Below are 14473 nucleotides of genomic sequence, written 5' to 3'. Positions count from 1 at the left end.
CGCCGTCGAGCGAGAACCCGCCGCGGAACACCGACAACCGGGCCAGCTGCAGCCGGGCCCGGTGCACCGGCCAGTCGGCGAGGTCCATGCCGAGCGCCCGCTCGTACGCGGCGCCGGCCTCGTCGTCGGGGGCGAGCACAGCGACCGCGTAGGCCAGGGAGCGGTGCAGCGCCGGGGACGGGAAGCGGGCCGCGCGTTCCCCGGCCCGGGCGACGATCGCCCGCACGTCGTCCGGCCGCCCGGCGCGCACCGCCGCGTCGGCGAGGTCGGGCAGCGCCCAGCCCGACATGTCAAGGTGGAACGTGGCGTCGGCGGGGTCGAACACCCGGATGAGGATGTCGAGGGCCTCGTCGTGGCGCCCCGCCGCGTTGGCGGCCACGCCCCGGGCGTGCTGGGCGGCCTCGGCGGCGAACCGCACCCCGACGGCCAGCGGGCTGGCGAGCACACCGTCGGCGAGGCGGAACGCGGCCTCGTGGTTGCCGCGCATCGCCTCGTGCAGCGCCTGGCTGGCCCGGGCGGCAATGACCCAGAAGTGGTCGCCGGTCTCCTCGGCGAGGGCCTCGGCCTCGTCCAGGTCGGCCCGGACCGCCGGCCACCGCCCCAGCCAGAGGCGGATGAAGCCGGTGGACGACAGCGTGCGGGCGAGCAGCGCGGCCCGGCCCTGCGCCCGGTAGCCGGCCGCGGCGGTACCCATGAACGACGACGCGGTGACGAAGTCGCCCAGGATCAGCGCCGCACCGCCGAGGAACCGCATGCCGTCGACGTCGGCGCGGTCCGGGACCAGGGTCGGCAGCCGCCGCAGTACGCCGGCGCCGAGCACGTCCGGCTGGGCGTATGCGGCGATCGCCAGGGCCGCCGGGTCGTCGTCGGCCAGGCCGAGCTTGGCCAGCACGGCGGTGATCCGCCCGCCCACGTCCGCCGGCAGGCCGGCCCACCAGACCCGCGACGCGGCCCGCCAGCACAGCGCGGCGGCAAGGGCGGTGGCGCCGGCGGCGTGCAGTTCGAGGGCGAGGTCGCACAGCTGGTCGATCCGGCCGGCGTCGCGCACGTCGCCGGGCTCGACGATGTCGCGGACCAGCGCGAGCCGGGCCCGGTCGGCGGCGTCGCCCTGCGCCGGGTCCGCCTTGGCGACGAGCTGGGCGGCCACCCGCCGGTCGTGCAGCTGCGACGCCAGCTCCGCGGCCTGCAGCAGCAGCGACGAGCGGCGGGACGGGTCGCCGGTCAGCTCGGCGGCCCGGTCGAGGTCGGTGACGGCAACGCCGAGCGCGCCGCGCTCCAGCGCCCGTGCGGCGGCGGCCTCCAGTTCGGCGCTGACGTCGTCGTCGGGGCCGAGCGTGGCGGCGCTGCGGTGCCAGGCCCGCCGGTCGGGGTCGCCGGCGAGCGCCTCGGCGAGCGCGGAGTGGATCGTCAGCCGGTCGAAGTCGCTGACCGAGCGGTACACCGCGGAGCGGACGAGCGGGTGGCGGAACCGCAGCCGCTGGGCCTGGATCCGCACCAGGCCGGCGTCGATCGCGGGCTGGACCGCGGACACCGTGACGGCCTCCCCGGTCAGCGCCCGGGCGGCCGCCAACAGGGACTGCAGCGTGCAGCCGGTGTCGGCGGAGAACGCGGCCACGATCGCCCGGGCCGCCTCCGGCAGCTGCGCGAACCGGTCGGCGAAGGCGCTCTCCAGGCGCTCGTTGAGCGGCAGCAGGTCGCCGGGGAGCGCGGTGCTGACCAGCCGGGGCAGCTCGACCAGGGCCAGGGGGTTGCCGGCCGCCTCGGCCAGGACCCGTTCGCGCAGGCCGGGCGCCAGGTCGGGGGTGTGGTCGGCCAGCACCCGCCGGGCCGCGTCGTCGTCGAGCTCCTCGACCGGCAGCTGGCCGAGGCCGGTGCCGGTGAGGACGTGCGTGTGCTGGGCCCGGACCGCCATCATCACGGCGATCGGCTCCGCGGCCAGCCGCCGCGCCACGAACACCAGCACGTCGAGGGTCTCCGGGTCCAGCCAGTGCGCGTCCTCGGCCAGGATGAGCAGCGGCGCGCCGGCCGCGCGGTCACCGAGCAGCTCCAGCACGGCCAGGCCGACCGTGAACAGGTCGGGACGGGTGTCGTCCTGCCCGAACGCGGCCCGCAGCGTGCGCTGCAGCCGCGGCGTCAGCGTCGGCAGGTGGTTCGGCAGGGGTGTCAGGAGCTGGTGCAGGCCCGCGAACGGCAGCGTGGCCTCCGCCTCGGCGCCGTTCATGGTGAGCACCGCCATACCGGCTTCGGCCGCGGACCGGTGGGCCGCGGCCAGCAGGGTGGTCTTGCCGATGCCGGCGTGCCCACGCACCACCAGCGCCGCGCCCCGGCCGGCGCGCGCGCCGGCCAGCAGCGCCTCGACCGCGGCCAGCTCGGCCGCGCGGCCGTGCACCGCATGCTGCTGTTCGTCCAGTCCGGTCATCGCCGCCACGGTAGGACCGCCGAACCGGCGATCGCGTCCGTGGATCCGCGTAGTCGTCCCGGGGTGGGTGCGTAGTCCGCGGTGCGCGGTTCGTAGGCTGCAGCAGTGCTGGTGGGGCGGGATGCGGAGCGGGCGACGCTGGACGCGCTGGTCGAGGACCTGCGCGGCGGGATGAGCCGGGTCATGGTTCTGCGCGGCGAGGCCGGGATCGGCAAGACGGCGCTGCTCGACGCGGTGGCCGACACGGCCGCCGACCTGCGGGTGCTGCGGGTCGCCGGGGTCGAGGCCGAGGCGGAGTTCCCGTTCGCCGCGCTGCATCGGCTGCTCGTCGCCCACCTCGGCGACCTCGACGCGCTCCCGGCCACGCAGCGTGAGGCGCTGGCGGTGGCGTTCGGCCTGTCCGGCGGGCCGGCCGCGGACCGGTTCCTGGTCAGTCTCGCGGTGTTGTCGCTGCTCGCCGGCGTCGCCGCCGACGGGCCGGTGCTGTGCTGCGTCGACGACATCCAGTGGCTGGACCCGGAGTCGCTCAACGTGCTGGCGTTCGTGGCGCGCCGCGTCCACGCCGAGGGTGTCGGCCTGGTGTTCACCGTGCGGACCGGCACCGACGACATGGCCGTGCTCGACGGGCTGCCGGCCCTGACCGTGGACGGGCTGGGCGGCGAGGACGCCATGGAGCTGCTGCGGTCGGTCGTCAGCGGGCCGCTCGACACCCGGGTGGCCGGCCAGATCGTCGCCGCGACCCGTGGCAACCCGCTGGCCGTCACCGACCTCGGCGCGTCGCTGAGCGCCAGCCAGCTCGCCGGGGCGCTGCTGCTGCCCGAGCCGTTGCCGGTCGGCAACCGCCTCGAGGCGCACTACCTGCGGCAGGTGCGGCAGCTGCCGGAGCCGACGCAGCGGTGGCTGCTGGTCGCCGCGGCCGAGCCCCAGGGCGACCTCGGCTACGTCACGGCGGCCGCGGCCGCGTTCGGCGCCGGGCCCGAGGCGGCCGACCCCGCCGAGCGGCTGCGGCTCGTGGTGCTCGACACGGACGTGCGGTTCCGGCATCCGCTGGTCCGCTCGGCCGTGTACGGCGGCGCGACGAGCTCCCAGCGGCGGCAGGTGCACCAGGCGCTCGCCGCGGCGACGACCCGCTCCACGGACGCCGACCGCCGGGCCTGGCACCGGGCGTCGGCGGCGGTGCAGCCGGACGAGGAGGTCGCGACGGATCTGGTACTGGCGGCCGGCCGCGCCGCCGGCCGCGGTGGCTACGCCGCCCGGGCGACGTTCCTGACCCGCGCCGCCGAACTGACCCCCGACGAGCACGCCCGCGCCGGGCGGCTGCTCGCCGCCGCCGAGGCTGCCTTCACCGCCGGGGCGCCGACGAAGGCCGGCATGCTGCTCGACGCCATCGAGCCGGACCTGCTCGGCGCCGTCGACCAGGGCAACCGGCTCATGCTGCGGGCCCGCACCATCGTCGCGCTCGGCGGGGAGCGCGGCTCGGCGCAGGTCGCCGCGACCTGCCTCGCCGCCTACGAGGCGTTCCGGTCCGACACCCCCGACCGGGCGCGCGATGCGCTGTTCACCGCCCTGGACGCGGCGCTGATGTCCGAGTACCTCACCGACGGCACGGACCTGCGGCAGATCGCGCAGGTGGCGCTGGACCGGCCGCGGCCCGACGGCCCGGCGACCCTCGCCGACCTGCTGCTCGACGGGTTCGGCACGCTGATCGTCGACGGCCTGGACGCCGCCGTGCCCACACTGCACCGGTCCTGCACGGTGCTCGCCGACGGGGAGCTGCCCGACGAGGAGCTGCTCACCCACTACCTCACCGGGGTCACCGCCTCCACCCGGTTCTGGGACGACCGGGTCCGCGAGGCCATGCTGCACCGGGCCGCCGCTGTGGCACGGCGCACCGGCGCGCTGCACATGCTGGAGACGGTGCTCTTCGCGTCCGCGCTGCACGAGACGACGCTCGGCCGGCTCGACACGGCCGACGAACTGCTGCTCGAGGTGCACGAGCTGCGCAGCGCGGTCGCCAACACGCCGCACATGTGGGAGGTGTACCGCAGCCCCGAGCAGGTCGGCTGGCGCGCGCCGGCCGACGCCCGGGACCGCATCGAACGCGCCTACCAGGCGGCGATGTGGCTCGGCATGGGCGCCAGCGCCTGCCTCAGCCGCGTCGGCCTGGTCGTGCTCGAAATGGGCCTCGGCAACTACGCCGCCGCGGCCGCCGCCGCCGTCGAGCTCGTCGAGCCGGACTACAGCGGGGCGTACTCCCGGGTGCTGCCCGACCTGGTCGAGGCCGCCGCCTACTCCGACGACCGGGACCTTGCCGGGCGCGCCCTCGCCCTGTTGACCGAGCGGGCGACGGCCGGCGGCACCCCGTGGGCCCTGGGGCTGCTCGACCGGTCCCGGGCGCTCCTCGCGCCGGACGAGGAGGCGGAGGCGCTGTACCGCTCCGCGCTCACGACCCTGGAGGGCACCGCGGCGAGCGGCGACGTCGCCCGCACGTACCTGCTCTACGGCGAGTGGCTGCGCCGCCGGCGGCGCCGCAAGGACGCCCGGGAGGCGCTGCGCACCGCCCTGACCCGGTTCGAGGACATGGGCGCGGCGGCGTTCGCCGAGCGCGCCCGCCAGGAGCTGCTGGCCACCGGCGAGACCGCCGGCCGCCGGCCCGACGCGACCAGCCGGCTCACCCCGCAGGAGGCCGCCATCGCCGCGCTGGCCCGCGACGGCCTCACCAACCCGCAGATCGCCGAACGGCTGTTCATCAGCACGAGCACGGTCGACTACCACCTCCGCAAGGTCTTCCGAAAACTCGGCGTCGAGTCACGCCGCCAGCTCGGCCGCGTGCTTTCAGTGCTCTGACCCGGTCACCGGGCGCGCTGGAAGCGCGAGCCTCAGCGGTGTGCTGCTGTGGTGAAGGCGGCGCGGTGGTCGTGGGCCCAGGTGGCGTACGTGCGGGCCGGGCGGCCCAGCAGCCGGCGCACCGTGTCGCTGGTGGGTCCGGGCTCGCGCGCGTAGTCGGCCAGCGAGCCGAGCAGCCGGTCGGGCACCTCGTCGGGCAGGCCGGCGGCGAGCATGCCGCGGCGGATCTCGTCCGGTGCGGCCTCGACGAACGTCAGCGGCCGGTCGAGCGCCGCGCCGAGCGCGGCGACCTTCTCCGCCTGGCTGAGCGACTGCTCACCGGTCAGCAGGTACGTCTGGCCGGCGTGCGCAGCGCCGGTCAGGGCGAGGGCGGCCACCGCGGCGATGTCGCGCTCGTCGATGGTCGAGGTCCGCGCCCCGGGGTACGCCCCCCGCACGGTTCCGGTCGCCCGGACCTGCCCGGCCCAGGCGAGGGTGTTGGCGGCGAAGTCGGCGCAGCGCAGGATCGTGCAGTCCAGGCCGGACCCCGTGGCGAGGTCCTCGACCGCCTGGAACTGCTCCCGGAAGCGGGGGAGCCCGGCCGGGTACGGCACCGTCACCGCGGACAGCACGACGACCCGGCTGGTGCCGGCTTCGCGGGCGCGGGTCAGGAGGCCGGCGGCCGTGGCGCCGGCGGCGCGCGGGCTGAGCAGGATCGCCTCGACCCCGTCGAGGGTGGCGACCTCGGCGGGGTGGACCGGCCTGGCGCCCGCGGGGAGGTCGGCGTGCGGGTCGCGGGTGACGGCGGCGACCTTCGCTCCCTGCTCGGCCAGGAGCCGGACGGTTTCCCGGCCGACGACCCCGGTGGCACCGGTGATCAGGATCATGACGGAACCCCTCTCGTTCTCATATCGTACGAGTTTCAAAGTATCTTGGCTTTGAGATCCGTACAATATGAGTCACGTAACATCTCGAAGATGCGAGGGCGCTTGCCTTCCGCAGCGGCCTCAGAGGCTCCCGGACTCCGGCCAGTTGGACCAGTGCGTGTTGGGCGGTGCGGTCGGCGCGTACCGCGTCAGGTCGCCCGTCGTCAGCACCTCGGCGAGCTGACGGAAGGTCGGCGACTCGCTGGGCCGCGTGCTGCCGGCGAGGTCGGGATGGTGCCACTCATCGAGCCGCAGGAGCTCCGGGAGGTCCGGCGGGATGCGGCGCCGCAGCTCCGTCTCGTCGGCCAGGAGCAGCTCCCGGTGCTCCGGCACCAGGCGGCGCAGCACGTCGACCAGTTCTTCGCCCGGCCCGGCGGCTACCACCACCGGCCGACCGCGGACCACGAGCGGACCTCCTCGGTACATCTCGGGCTCGTCCGGATCCTCGACCTCGTCCCAGTTGTCGATCCGGTTGAGGAAGTCGCCGCCTTCGCAGCCGGGATCACCCACGGTCAGGCAGTTGCCGAAGACGTGGAGTACGTCAGTGAGGTTCCCGGCCCGCGGCGAGTAGCCCACCGCCTCGACGATCAGCGCCCACCGCCGCGCGTCGCCGTACGCGTGGAGCCGGGCGTCGACCGCGTAGTAGTACCCGTTGTCCAGCATCGGGAAGTCGAAGCCCTCGGCCGCGGCGTCGAGCTGGTCGAGGACGGACTGCATGGCCGCGCAGTGTAGCGAAGCTCACGCCGTGAGGCGGTGGGAGAGCCAGGCCAGCGCCAGCGGGTAGCGGTACTCGATGCCGCCGTGGCCGGCCGGGAACAGCTCGAAGTGGACCAGCTCCGGAGGGACGCCGCCGCCGAGCACCGCGTCACGGAAGGCCGCCGCGCCGAAGTCGAGGTAGTACTCGTCGCGGTTGCCGGCGTCGATCCAGATCGCCCGCATCGACCGCAGCGCCCCGTGGTACTGCGGCAGCGAGGCCATGACGACGGGGTCCCGGGACAGCCAGCGCTCCCACACCGCGGGGATCACCGCGCCGTTCGCGTCGAACGGCAGGTGGACCGTGCCGTCCTCGTCGGCGGAGTAGGCGGCCGCGTAGCCGTACACCTCCAGCAGCTCGACGTCGTCGTTCGACGGTGGCAGCGTCCGCGAGCGGAACGCGGCGAGGAAGGCCTCGTAGGAGCCGTCGTGCTCGTCGCGCAGCCTGCGGGCCACGAGCGGGAACGAGGCGCGGTGGCACACGTCGAACAGAGCGTCGCCGGCGTGGGTGGCGAAGGCGCCGAAGAGGTCCGGGCGCAGCATCGCCGTCACCATCGCGCCGTAGCCGCCGCTCGACTTGCCGCTCACGGCGCGGTGGTCGCGGTCGGCCAGCGTGCGGTAGCGGGCGTCGACCCACGGCACGACCTCGTCGCAGAGGTAGGTGTGGTACCGGCCGGTCGCCGGCGAGTCGAGGAACTGGCTGCCGCCGTAGGCCGTCCAGGCGTCGACGTACACGATGATCATCGGCTCGGCCTCGCCGCGGGCGAAGGCGGCGTCGGCCAGCTCCGGGTACGGCTGGCGGAACGGGGACCGGTTCCACCACATCGCGAGGTGACCGGTGTACCCCTGCAGCACGAACACGGCCGGGTACCGCCGCGCAGGCTCGTCGTCGTACCCGGGCGGCAGCTGCACGTACACCGGCCGCTCGTGCGGGTCGCCGAGCGGGTTGCCCCGCAGGACGGCGCTGTCGACGACGTGGTGCTCGAACCGGCCGGCGAGCTCGGCGGACCAGGGCAGCATGCGTGCCAGCCTACGACCCGGCCAACTGTTGGCACTAGCGGAAATCGGTTTGCTGTGGAAACCTATTGGCATGACCACTGATTCGGTGCCCACCGGCGGCGATCCCCGCCGGCTGCTGTCGGAGGTGCGCAACCTCGCCCGCCGGGTGCGGGTCGACCAGCGGGTGACCTGGTTCGCGCTGCTGGTCCTGGCCGCGGTGACGTTCGTCGGGATCCCGTTCGACTGGTACTTCCTCGTCCTGCGCTGCGTGGACGGCGCCGACACCCACATGTGCGAGTTCTCGCGCCAAGGGGTGCTGTACTACTGGCCGGTGGCGCTGCTGCTGGCGTACACGGCGATCGCCGTCTGCTACGTCCGCGTCGCCCGGTCACGGGGGCTGGGCGCCCGGGTGCTGCCGTACGCGATCACCGGCGTCGCGCTGACCGTCCTGTTCACCGCCGCGTGGGTGGCGGCGCGCCTGTACTTCCCGGACCACCCCCAGCGCTTCCCGGAGTGGGTGCTGGTGCTGGACCGGCTGATCGCGCCGTGGGGCACGATCGGGGTGGCGCTGCTGGTGCTGGCCCGGCTGGAGCGCAACCTCGGGCTGCTGGTGTTCACCCTCGCGTACCTGGCGGTGGCGCTGGTGCCGATCGACTTCGGCTGGCACTGGAACGGCCAGGACCGCACGATGTTCCTGCCGCAGCAGTTCATCAACGGCGCCGTACTGCTGCTGGGCGCGATCGGCTTCGCGCTGGCCGGGCGGCGACGCCGATGACCGCCGAGGACGGGACCCCGGACCACCCGGCCAACGGGCTGGACGAGGTGGTGCACCAGCGGGTCCGGCTGGGGATCCTCACCATCGCGCACGAGGCCCGCCGGGCGGAGTTCGGCTACCTGCGCACGCAGCTGGACCTGACCGCAGGGAACCTCTCCAAGCACCTGAGCGTGCTGGAGGCGGCCGGGCTGATCGAGGTCGAGAAGGGCTACGCCGGCAAGCGCGGCCGCACCTGGGTCACCCTCACCGCCACCGGCGGCACCGCGCTCGCCGAGGAGATCGCGCGGCTCAAGCTGCTCATCGCCCGCGTCGAGACCACCGACACCCCGGCCGAGCCCACCGACACCCCGGAGGACCGATGACCGCCGCACTGACCCGCCGGCACCTGCTCGCGGCCGCGCTCGCCACCGGGGTCGCCGTGCCACTCGGCGCCGGCCGCGGGTGGGCGGCGGCCCCGGCCCGGCTGACGCTGCCCCCGCCCACCGGGCCGCATCGGGTCGGCACCGTTTCGCTGCACCTCGTCGGCGCATCCCGCCCGGAACTGATGGTCAGCCTCTGGTACCCCGCCGCCCGCGGCGCCGAGCGTCATCCGGTGGCGCCGTGGATGACCGCGGCGCCGCTGAGCGCGCTGCTCGTGGCCAACGGGTTCGCCGCCGACGCCGCGGCGGCACCCTGGACGGCCGGCCACGACGGCGCCCCGGTGCTGCGGACACCCGACCGGCTGCCCGTGATCGTGTTCTCCCACGGCGCCGGCGGCCACCGCTCCGAGACCACGGTCGTGGTCCAGGAGTTGGCCAGCCACGGCTACGTCGTGGTCACCGTGGATCACGCCGACGCGTACGTCGAGCTCCCCGGCGGCCGGCTGCGGATCCCGGACGACGACCTGCCCGTCACGCCGTGGGACCACGCCCGCGACATCCGCTTCGTCCTCGACCGCGTCGAGGACCTCGCCGCCGGCCGCAACCCCGACGCCGGGCGCCGCCCGCTGCCGGCCCGCCTGGGCGCCGCGCTCGACCTGCGGCGCATCGGCATGTTCGGCTGGTCGAAAGGCGCCACCGCGACCGCCCTCGTCATGAACGAGGACCGGCGCGTGCGGGCCGGGCTCGGCTTCGACGGCCCGATGCAGTCCGGGCCGCCGCCCGCCGACCTCGACCGGCCGTTCATGCTCATGACCGCGGCCTTCAGCCGGGCCGCCGAGCCGAGCGTCGAGGAGTTCTGGACGCGCCTGCACGGCTGGCGTCTCAACGTGCAGGCTGACGGCGCGCGCCACGGGGCGTACTGCGACCACCAGTGGCTCATCCCGCAGCTGGCCCGGATCGCCGGGATGAGCGACGAGGACGTCGCCGGCTGGATCGGCACCCTCGACCCGGCCCGGGCGGTGCGGATCCAGCAGGCCTACCCGCTCGCCTTCTTCGACCGGCACCTGCGCCACCGGCGGCAGCGCCTGCTCGAAGGGCCGAGCCCGGCCTTCCCCGAGGTCCGTTTCATCCCCTGACCGAGCAGGACCACCGGGCCCCTTCGCCGAGCGCGAGCCGGTCGTCGCTCCACGGCGTGAGCTCCGGGTGCGCCGTCACCGGACGGTCCGCATGCCGGCGACGATGAGGTCGACGCCGGCGAGGAACTGGGCGCGGTCGTCGTGGTCGCGCAGTTGGCCGGCGACGGTGTGGATGAACGGGTACGCGGCCGGGTCGAGGCTCGCCCACAGGGCCGACTCGGCCCCGAGGACGTCGGCCCGGCTGGTGCCCGGCGCCTGCGAGCGGGCGTTCGCGGCGTTCTGCCCGGCGACGCCGAGGACGTAGTTCAGCAGCGCCGACGCCGCGTCGAACTGGCCGGCGGCCGGCACGCCGAGGGCCTGCACCTGCCGCCCGATGCGCTCGAAGACCTGGAGCACCGACGACTGCGACGCGAGCCGGGCCAGCTGTGCGCCGACCCAGGGGTGCTCGTCGATCGCGTCGAACACGCCGAGCGCGACCACCCGGATCGCGTGCTCCGGCGTCTCGCCGGCGGGGTCGGCCGCCAGCGCGGCGGCGAGTACGGCGTCGGTGGCCGCGGCGAGCAGCTCGTCCTTGTTCGCCACGTGCCAGTAGATCGCGCCGGGGCCGGTCCGCAGCTGTGCGCTGAGCGCCCGGAAGCTCAGCCCGCCCTCGCCGGCGACGTCGAGCAGCTCGACGGCGGCGGCCACGATGCGATCCCGCGACAGCGCCTCCTCGCGGCGCCCGGTGTGACGCGCCCTACTTGCCATGCCCCCATCTTGACATGACTGGAACAGCGTTCCAAAGTAGGGAGGACTGGAACACTGTTCCAGAGATATGACCGGTTTGCCACAGAGGGGGTATCCCATGAGTGCCGACGTCCTGGCCGCGCCCGTACCGGCGCGCGCCGCCTCGCTGCGGGCCGTGTGGCCCGCGATCCTCGGGCTGTCCGTCGTCTTCCTGGTGGAGATGCTCGACAACTCGGTGCTGAACGTGGCGCTGCCGACCATCGCGCGCGACCTGCGCGCCTCGGCGGCGGACCTGCAGTGGATCACCACGGGGTACTCGCTACTGTTCGGCGGCCTGATGATGGCGTTCGGGGCGATCGCCGACCGGTACGGCACCCGCCGGATGATGCTGATCGGGCTGAGCCTGTTCGCGCTGGCCAACCTCGCCGTCCTGACAGTGCGGACGCCGGGCGAGCTCATCGCCGTGCGGGCCGCGATCGGCATCACCGCCGCCATGACCGCGCCCGGCACCATGGCGCTGTGCTTCCGCCTGTTCGACGCGGAGAACCTGCTGTTGCGGGCGACCTCGCTGATCTCCACGGTGGGACTCGTCGGCCTGGCGGTCGGACCGACCGTGGGCGGCCTGGTCCTGCAGGTGCTGCCGTGGCAGGCGCTGCTGGTGATGAACGTGCCCATCGCGGTGCTCGCGCTGCTGTGCATCCGCTCCGGCGTCCCGGCCGACGACCCGGCGCAGCGCAACCGCGCGCCGCTCGACCTGGCCGGCGCCCTGCTCGGCACGGCCACGATCATGCTCGCGCTCTGGACGGCCACCCTCGTCGTCGAGGGCGGATGGAGCCACGCCACACCATGGCTGGTCGGGGCCGGCAGCCTCGCCTGCGCCGTCGGCTTCGTCGTGCGGGAGCGGCGCACCGCGCACCCGATGTTCGACTTCGCCCTGGTGAAGCGCCCCGCGGTCGCGTCCAGCCTCGCCTTCAGCGCCGCGGTGGGTCTCGGGATGGCCGCCATCGCCTTCACCGTCTCGCTCCAGCTGCAGCTCGCCTGGGGATGGTCGCCGGCCGCGGCCGCGCTCGGCAACCTGCCGCAGGTCGTCGTCATGCTCGCGATCGGGCCGTTCGTGGAGCGCATCGTGGAGCGGCTCGGCACGCACCGCGCCGCCGTCGTGGGCGGGTCCGCGGTCGTCGCGGGCCTGCTCGTCTACGGCCTGCTCGGCCGCTACGGCTACGTCTGGATCGCCGTCGCCCTCGCGCTCACCGCCGCCGGCATGCGCGTCGTGCTGACCATCGCGGGTGTCACCGTCGTGCGCGGCCTCCCGGAGGACCAGACCGCCACCGGCGCCGCCCTCAGCGACACCAGCCAGGAGGTCGCCAGCAGCGTCGGCCTGGCCGTCGCCGGCACCATCGTCGCGGCCGCGCTCACCGGCTCACTGTCGGACATCGGCGGCAGCGCGGCCGCCACCCACACCTTCGAGAACGCCGTCACGCTCGCGACCCTGGCCCTGACCGCCGTCTGCGCCGTGCTGGTCGTCTGGGCGGCCCGCCGCGGCCGCCGTCAGGCCTGAGGCCCAACCTGCGGGCAGTCTTTTTACGGGTCCCGAAATAGGGGTAGCCTACCCGGATCGACGAAGCTCGACGGTCGGACGGGGAGGCGACGTGCTTCGACTCGTGTTCGGCGCGCTGCTGCGGCGGCGGGCGCAGGGGCTGGCGGTCCTGGTGCTCACCGTGCTGCTGTGCGCGGTGGCCGCCGCCGGGCCGCTGTACACGGCGGCGGCCGGGAGCCGGGTCGCGGCGGCCGACCTCGCCGAGGCGCCGCCGGCGCAGCGGCTGCTGTCGGTGCACCGGGCCGCCCCGACCGGCGACGACCCGGCCGCGGCGCTCACCGCCTTCCGCCGCGAGGTCGAGGCCCTGCTGACGGCCGCCGCGACCACGGACGGCGCGACCACCGCCGACCCAGGCGGCACGACTGCGGCGGTCCTCGGGATGACGCAGGCGCTCACCTCCGACACCGGCGGGTTCGGCCGGAAGGTCCCCGTCGCGTATCGCGACGGCGCCTGCCCGCACCTGCGCCTCGACGGCGACTGCCCGGCCCGCCCCGGCGAGGCCGCCCTCAGCACCCACGCCGCGAACACCCTCGGCGTGCGGGCCGGCGACGAGCTCGTCCTGCGCAGCCAGCCGGGCGCGCCCAAGGTACACCTGAAAGTCACCGCCATCTATGAACGACAGGACCCCGGTGGCACCTGGTGGGCCGACCCGCTGTTCGGGCCGGGCCACATCGTCGCGGGCGAGGAGACCCTCGACCCGGTGTTCGTCCCGGTGGAGACGTTCGCGGGCGACGTGCTGGACGGGCCGACCGCCGTCTACACGGTGCCGGTGCCGACGAGCCTCATCGATCGCCTCGGCGTCGTCAACACCGCCCTGCGGGAGGCCGGGTTCGACACCGAGGCGCCCGGCGACGAGCTGCTCGACCGCGTCGCGGCGGACCGGGCCGCGACCCGCGACGGCGTGCTCGCCGGGTGGGTCGAGGCGCTCACCCTGTGCCTGCTCGCGCTCGGCATCGTCGGCCGGCACACCGCGCAGGACCGCCGGCCCGACGTCGCGCTGCTGAAGCTGCGCGGCAGCACCCGGCGGCGGATGCTGCGGCTGGTGCTGTGGCAGCACCTGCTGCCGGTCGCGGTCGCCCTGCCGGCCGGGCTGCTGCTCGGCTGGGCCGTCGCCCGGCTCGCGGCCGGCCCGTCCGCCACCGCCGGAGCAGCGGGAGGCCCCGGACAGCTGCCGGCGTCGGCCGCCGCCGCGGGCATCGCCGCCGTGGCGGGGCTGGTCGTGCTCGTGCTCGTGGAGGTACCACTGCTGCGAACACCCGTCGCGGAGCTCCTGCGGCGCTCGGCCGGGCCCGCCCGCCGGTGGACCGGGGCGCTCCTCGACGTGCTGCTCGTCGCGCTGGCCGCCGCGGCCCTCACGCAGGCGCGGTCCGGCAGCGTGCAGGGCGTCGGGCTGGTCGCGCCCGTGCTCGCCGCGCTCGCCGTGGCCGGGCTGCTCGCCCGCCTGGTCACCGCGCTCGCCGGCCAGACCGGCCGCGCCGCCCTGCGCACCGGGCGGCTGCCGCTGGCGATGGCGGCGCTGCAGTACCACCGGCGGCCGGGCATCGACCGGATCTTCGCGCTCGTCGCGGTCGCGGTGGCGCTGCTCGGGCTGGCCGCGTCCGGGTACGCCGCCGCCGGCCGGGAACGGGCCGAGCGGACCGCCGCCGAACTCGGCGCCGACCGGGTGCTCACCGTGCGGGCGGCCAACCAGCGGGTGCTGCTGTCGGCGGTCCGCGCGGCCGACCCCGGCGGGAAGGATGCGATGGCGGTCGCCCTCGACCGCGACGCCGTGCCGCCGGTGCTGGCCGTCGACACCGCCCGGTTCGCCGCGGTGACCGGCCACGCGCTGCCGCACCTGCCGGTCGAGGCGGACGATCCGCCCGCGGTCGGCGGCACCGCGCTCACCGTGCGCGCGGTCAACGACTCCGCCGGGCCGCTGCGGCTGGTGGTCCAGCTCGTCCACGCGACGATCGGCACC

Annotated in this window: 11 protein-coding genes; 6 read left to right on the top strand and 5 right to left on the bottom strand. The window is 75.4% G+C overall.

What is annotated here, in order from left to right:
- Positions 1–2419 (bottom strand): AAA family ATPase (locus ABZS66_RS55170; protein ID WP_354771905.1); only part of this gene is annotated, 2419 nt, incomplete at its 3' end.
- 105 nt (positions 2420–2524) lie between these two features.
- Here ABZS66_RS55170 and ABZS66_RS55165 point away from each other — a divergent pair.
- Positions 2525–5266, top strand: coding sequence for an AAA family ATPase (locus ABZS66_RS55165; protein WP_354771903.1), 2742 nt, complete (start codon positions 2525–2527; stop codon positions 5264–5266).
- Between the two features lie 32 nt (positions 5267–5298).
- On the opposite strand, the gene ABZS66_RS55160 is transcribed toward ABZS66_RS55165, so the two are convergent.
- From ABZS66_RS55160 to ABZS66_RS55150, 3 genes are all read right to left on the bottom strand, one after another.
- Complete coding sequence (locus ABZS66_RS55160) at positions 5299–6132, bottom strand: NAD(P)H-binding protein (protein WP_354771901.1); 834 nt, start codon at positions 6130–6132, stop codon at positions 5299–5301.
- A 120-nt stretch (positions 6133–6252) separates the two neighbouring features.
- The gene (locus ABZS66_RS55155; protein WP_354771899.1) at positions 6253–6888 is read right to left on the bottom strand and encodes a hypothetical protein; all 636 of its coding nucleotides are present in this window, start codon (positions 6886–6888) and stop codon (positions 6253–6255) included.
- Positions 6889–6909: 21 nt separating this feature from the next.
- The gene (locus ABZS66_RS55150; RefSeq protein ID WP_354771897.1) at positions 6910–7944 is read right to left on the bottom strand and encodes an alpha/beta hydrolase-fold protein; all 1035 of its coding nucleotides are present in this window, start codon (positions 7942–7944) and stop codon (positions 6910–6912) included.
- Between the two features lie 70 nt (positions 7945–8014).
- Here ABZS66_RS55150 and ABZS66_RS55145 point away from each other — a divergent pair, with 70 nt between their 5' ends.
- From ABZS66_RS55145 to ABZS66_RS55135, 3 genes are read left to right on the top strand one after another with little or no spacing between them, the layout of a single operon-like run.
- A complete protein-coding gene (locus ABZS66_RS55145) occupies positions 8015–8698 on the top strand; it encodes a hypothetical protein (protein WP_354771895.1) in 684 nt (227 codons plus the stop codon).
- Positions 8695–9060, top strand: a complete 366-nt coding sequence (locus ABZS66_RS55140; RefSeq protein WP_354771893.1) for a transcriptional regulator — start codon at positions 8695–8697, stop codon at positions 9058–9060. Before ABZS66_RS55145 ends, ABZS66_RS55140 begins: the two co-directional genes overlap by 4 nt.
- Positions 9057–10193 (top strand): acetylhydrolase, encoded by a 1137-nt coding sequence (locus ABZS66_RS55135; RefSeq protein ID WP_354771891.1) that lies wholly within the window; start codon positions 9057–9059, stop codon positions 10191–10193. Before ABZS66_RS55140 ends, ABZS66_RS55135 begins: the two co-directional genes overlap by 4 nt.
- A 75-nt stretch (positions 10194–10268) precedes the next feature.
- On the opposite strand, the gene ABZS66_RS55130 is transcribed toward ABZS66_RS55135, so the two are convergent.
- Entirely contained in the window at positions 10269–10940 is a 672-nt protein-coding gene (locus tag ABZS66_RS55130; RefSeq protein WP_354771889.1) for a TetR family transcriptional regulator, read from the bottom strand.
- A 97-nt stretch (positions 10941–11037) separates the two neighbouring features.
- Here ABZS66_RS55130 and ABZS66_RS55125 point away from each other — a divergent pair, with 97 nt between their 5' ends.
- Positions 11038–12477, top strand: a complete 1440-nt coding sequence (locus ABZS66_RS55125; RefSeq protein ID WP_354771887.1) for an MFS transporter — start codon at positions 11038–11040, stop codon at positions 12475–12477.
- A gap of 91 nt (positions 12478–12568) precedes the next feature.
- Positions 12569–14473: ABC transporter permease (locus ABZS66_RS55120; RefSeq protein WP_354771885.1), on the top strand; the 1905-nt coding region annotated here is incomplete at its 3' end.

Source organism: Dactylosporangium sp. NPDC005572, assembly GCF_040605515.1.
In the GTDB taxonomy this organism is placed as follows: domain Bacteria; phylum Actinomycetota; class Actinomycetes; order Mycobacteriales; family Micromonosporaceae; genus Dactylosporangium.
The sequence above is the reverse complement of the archived record's forward strand: the minus strand, read 5'-3'. Positions and strand labels throughout refer to the sequence as shown.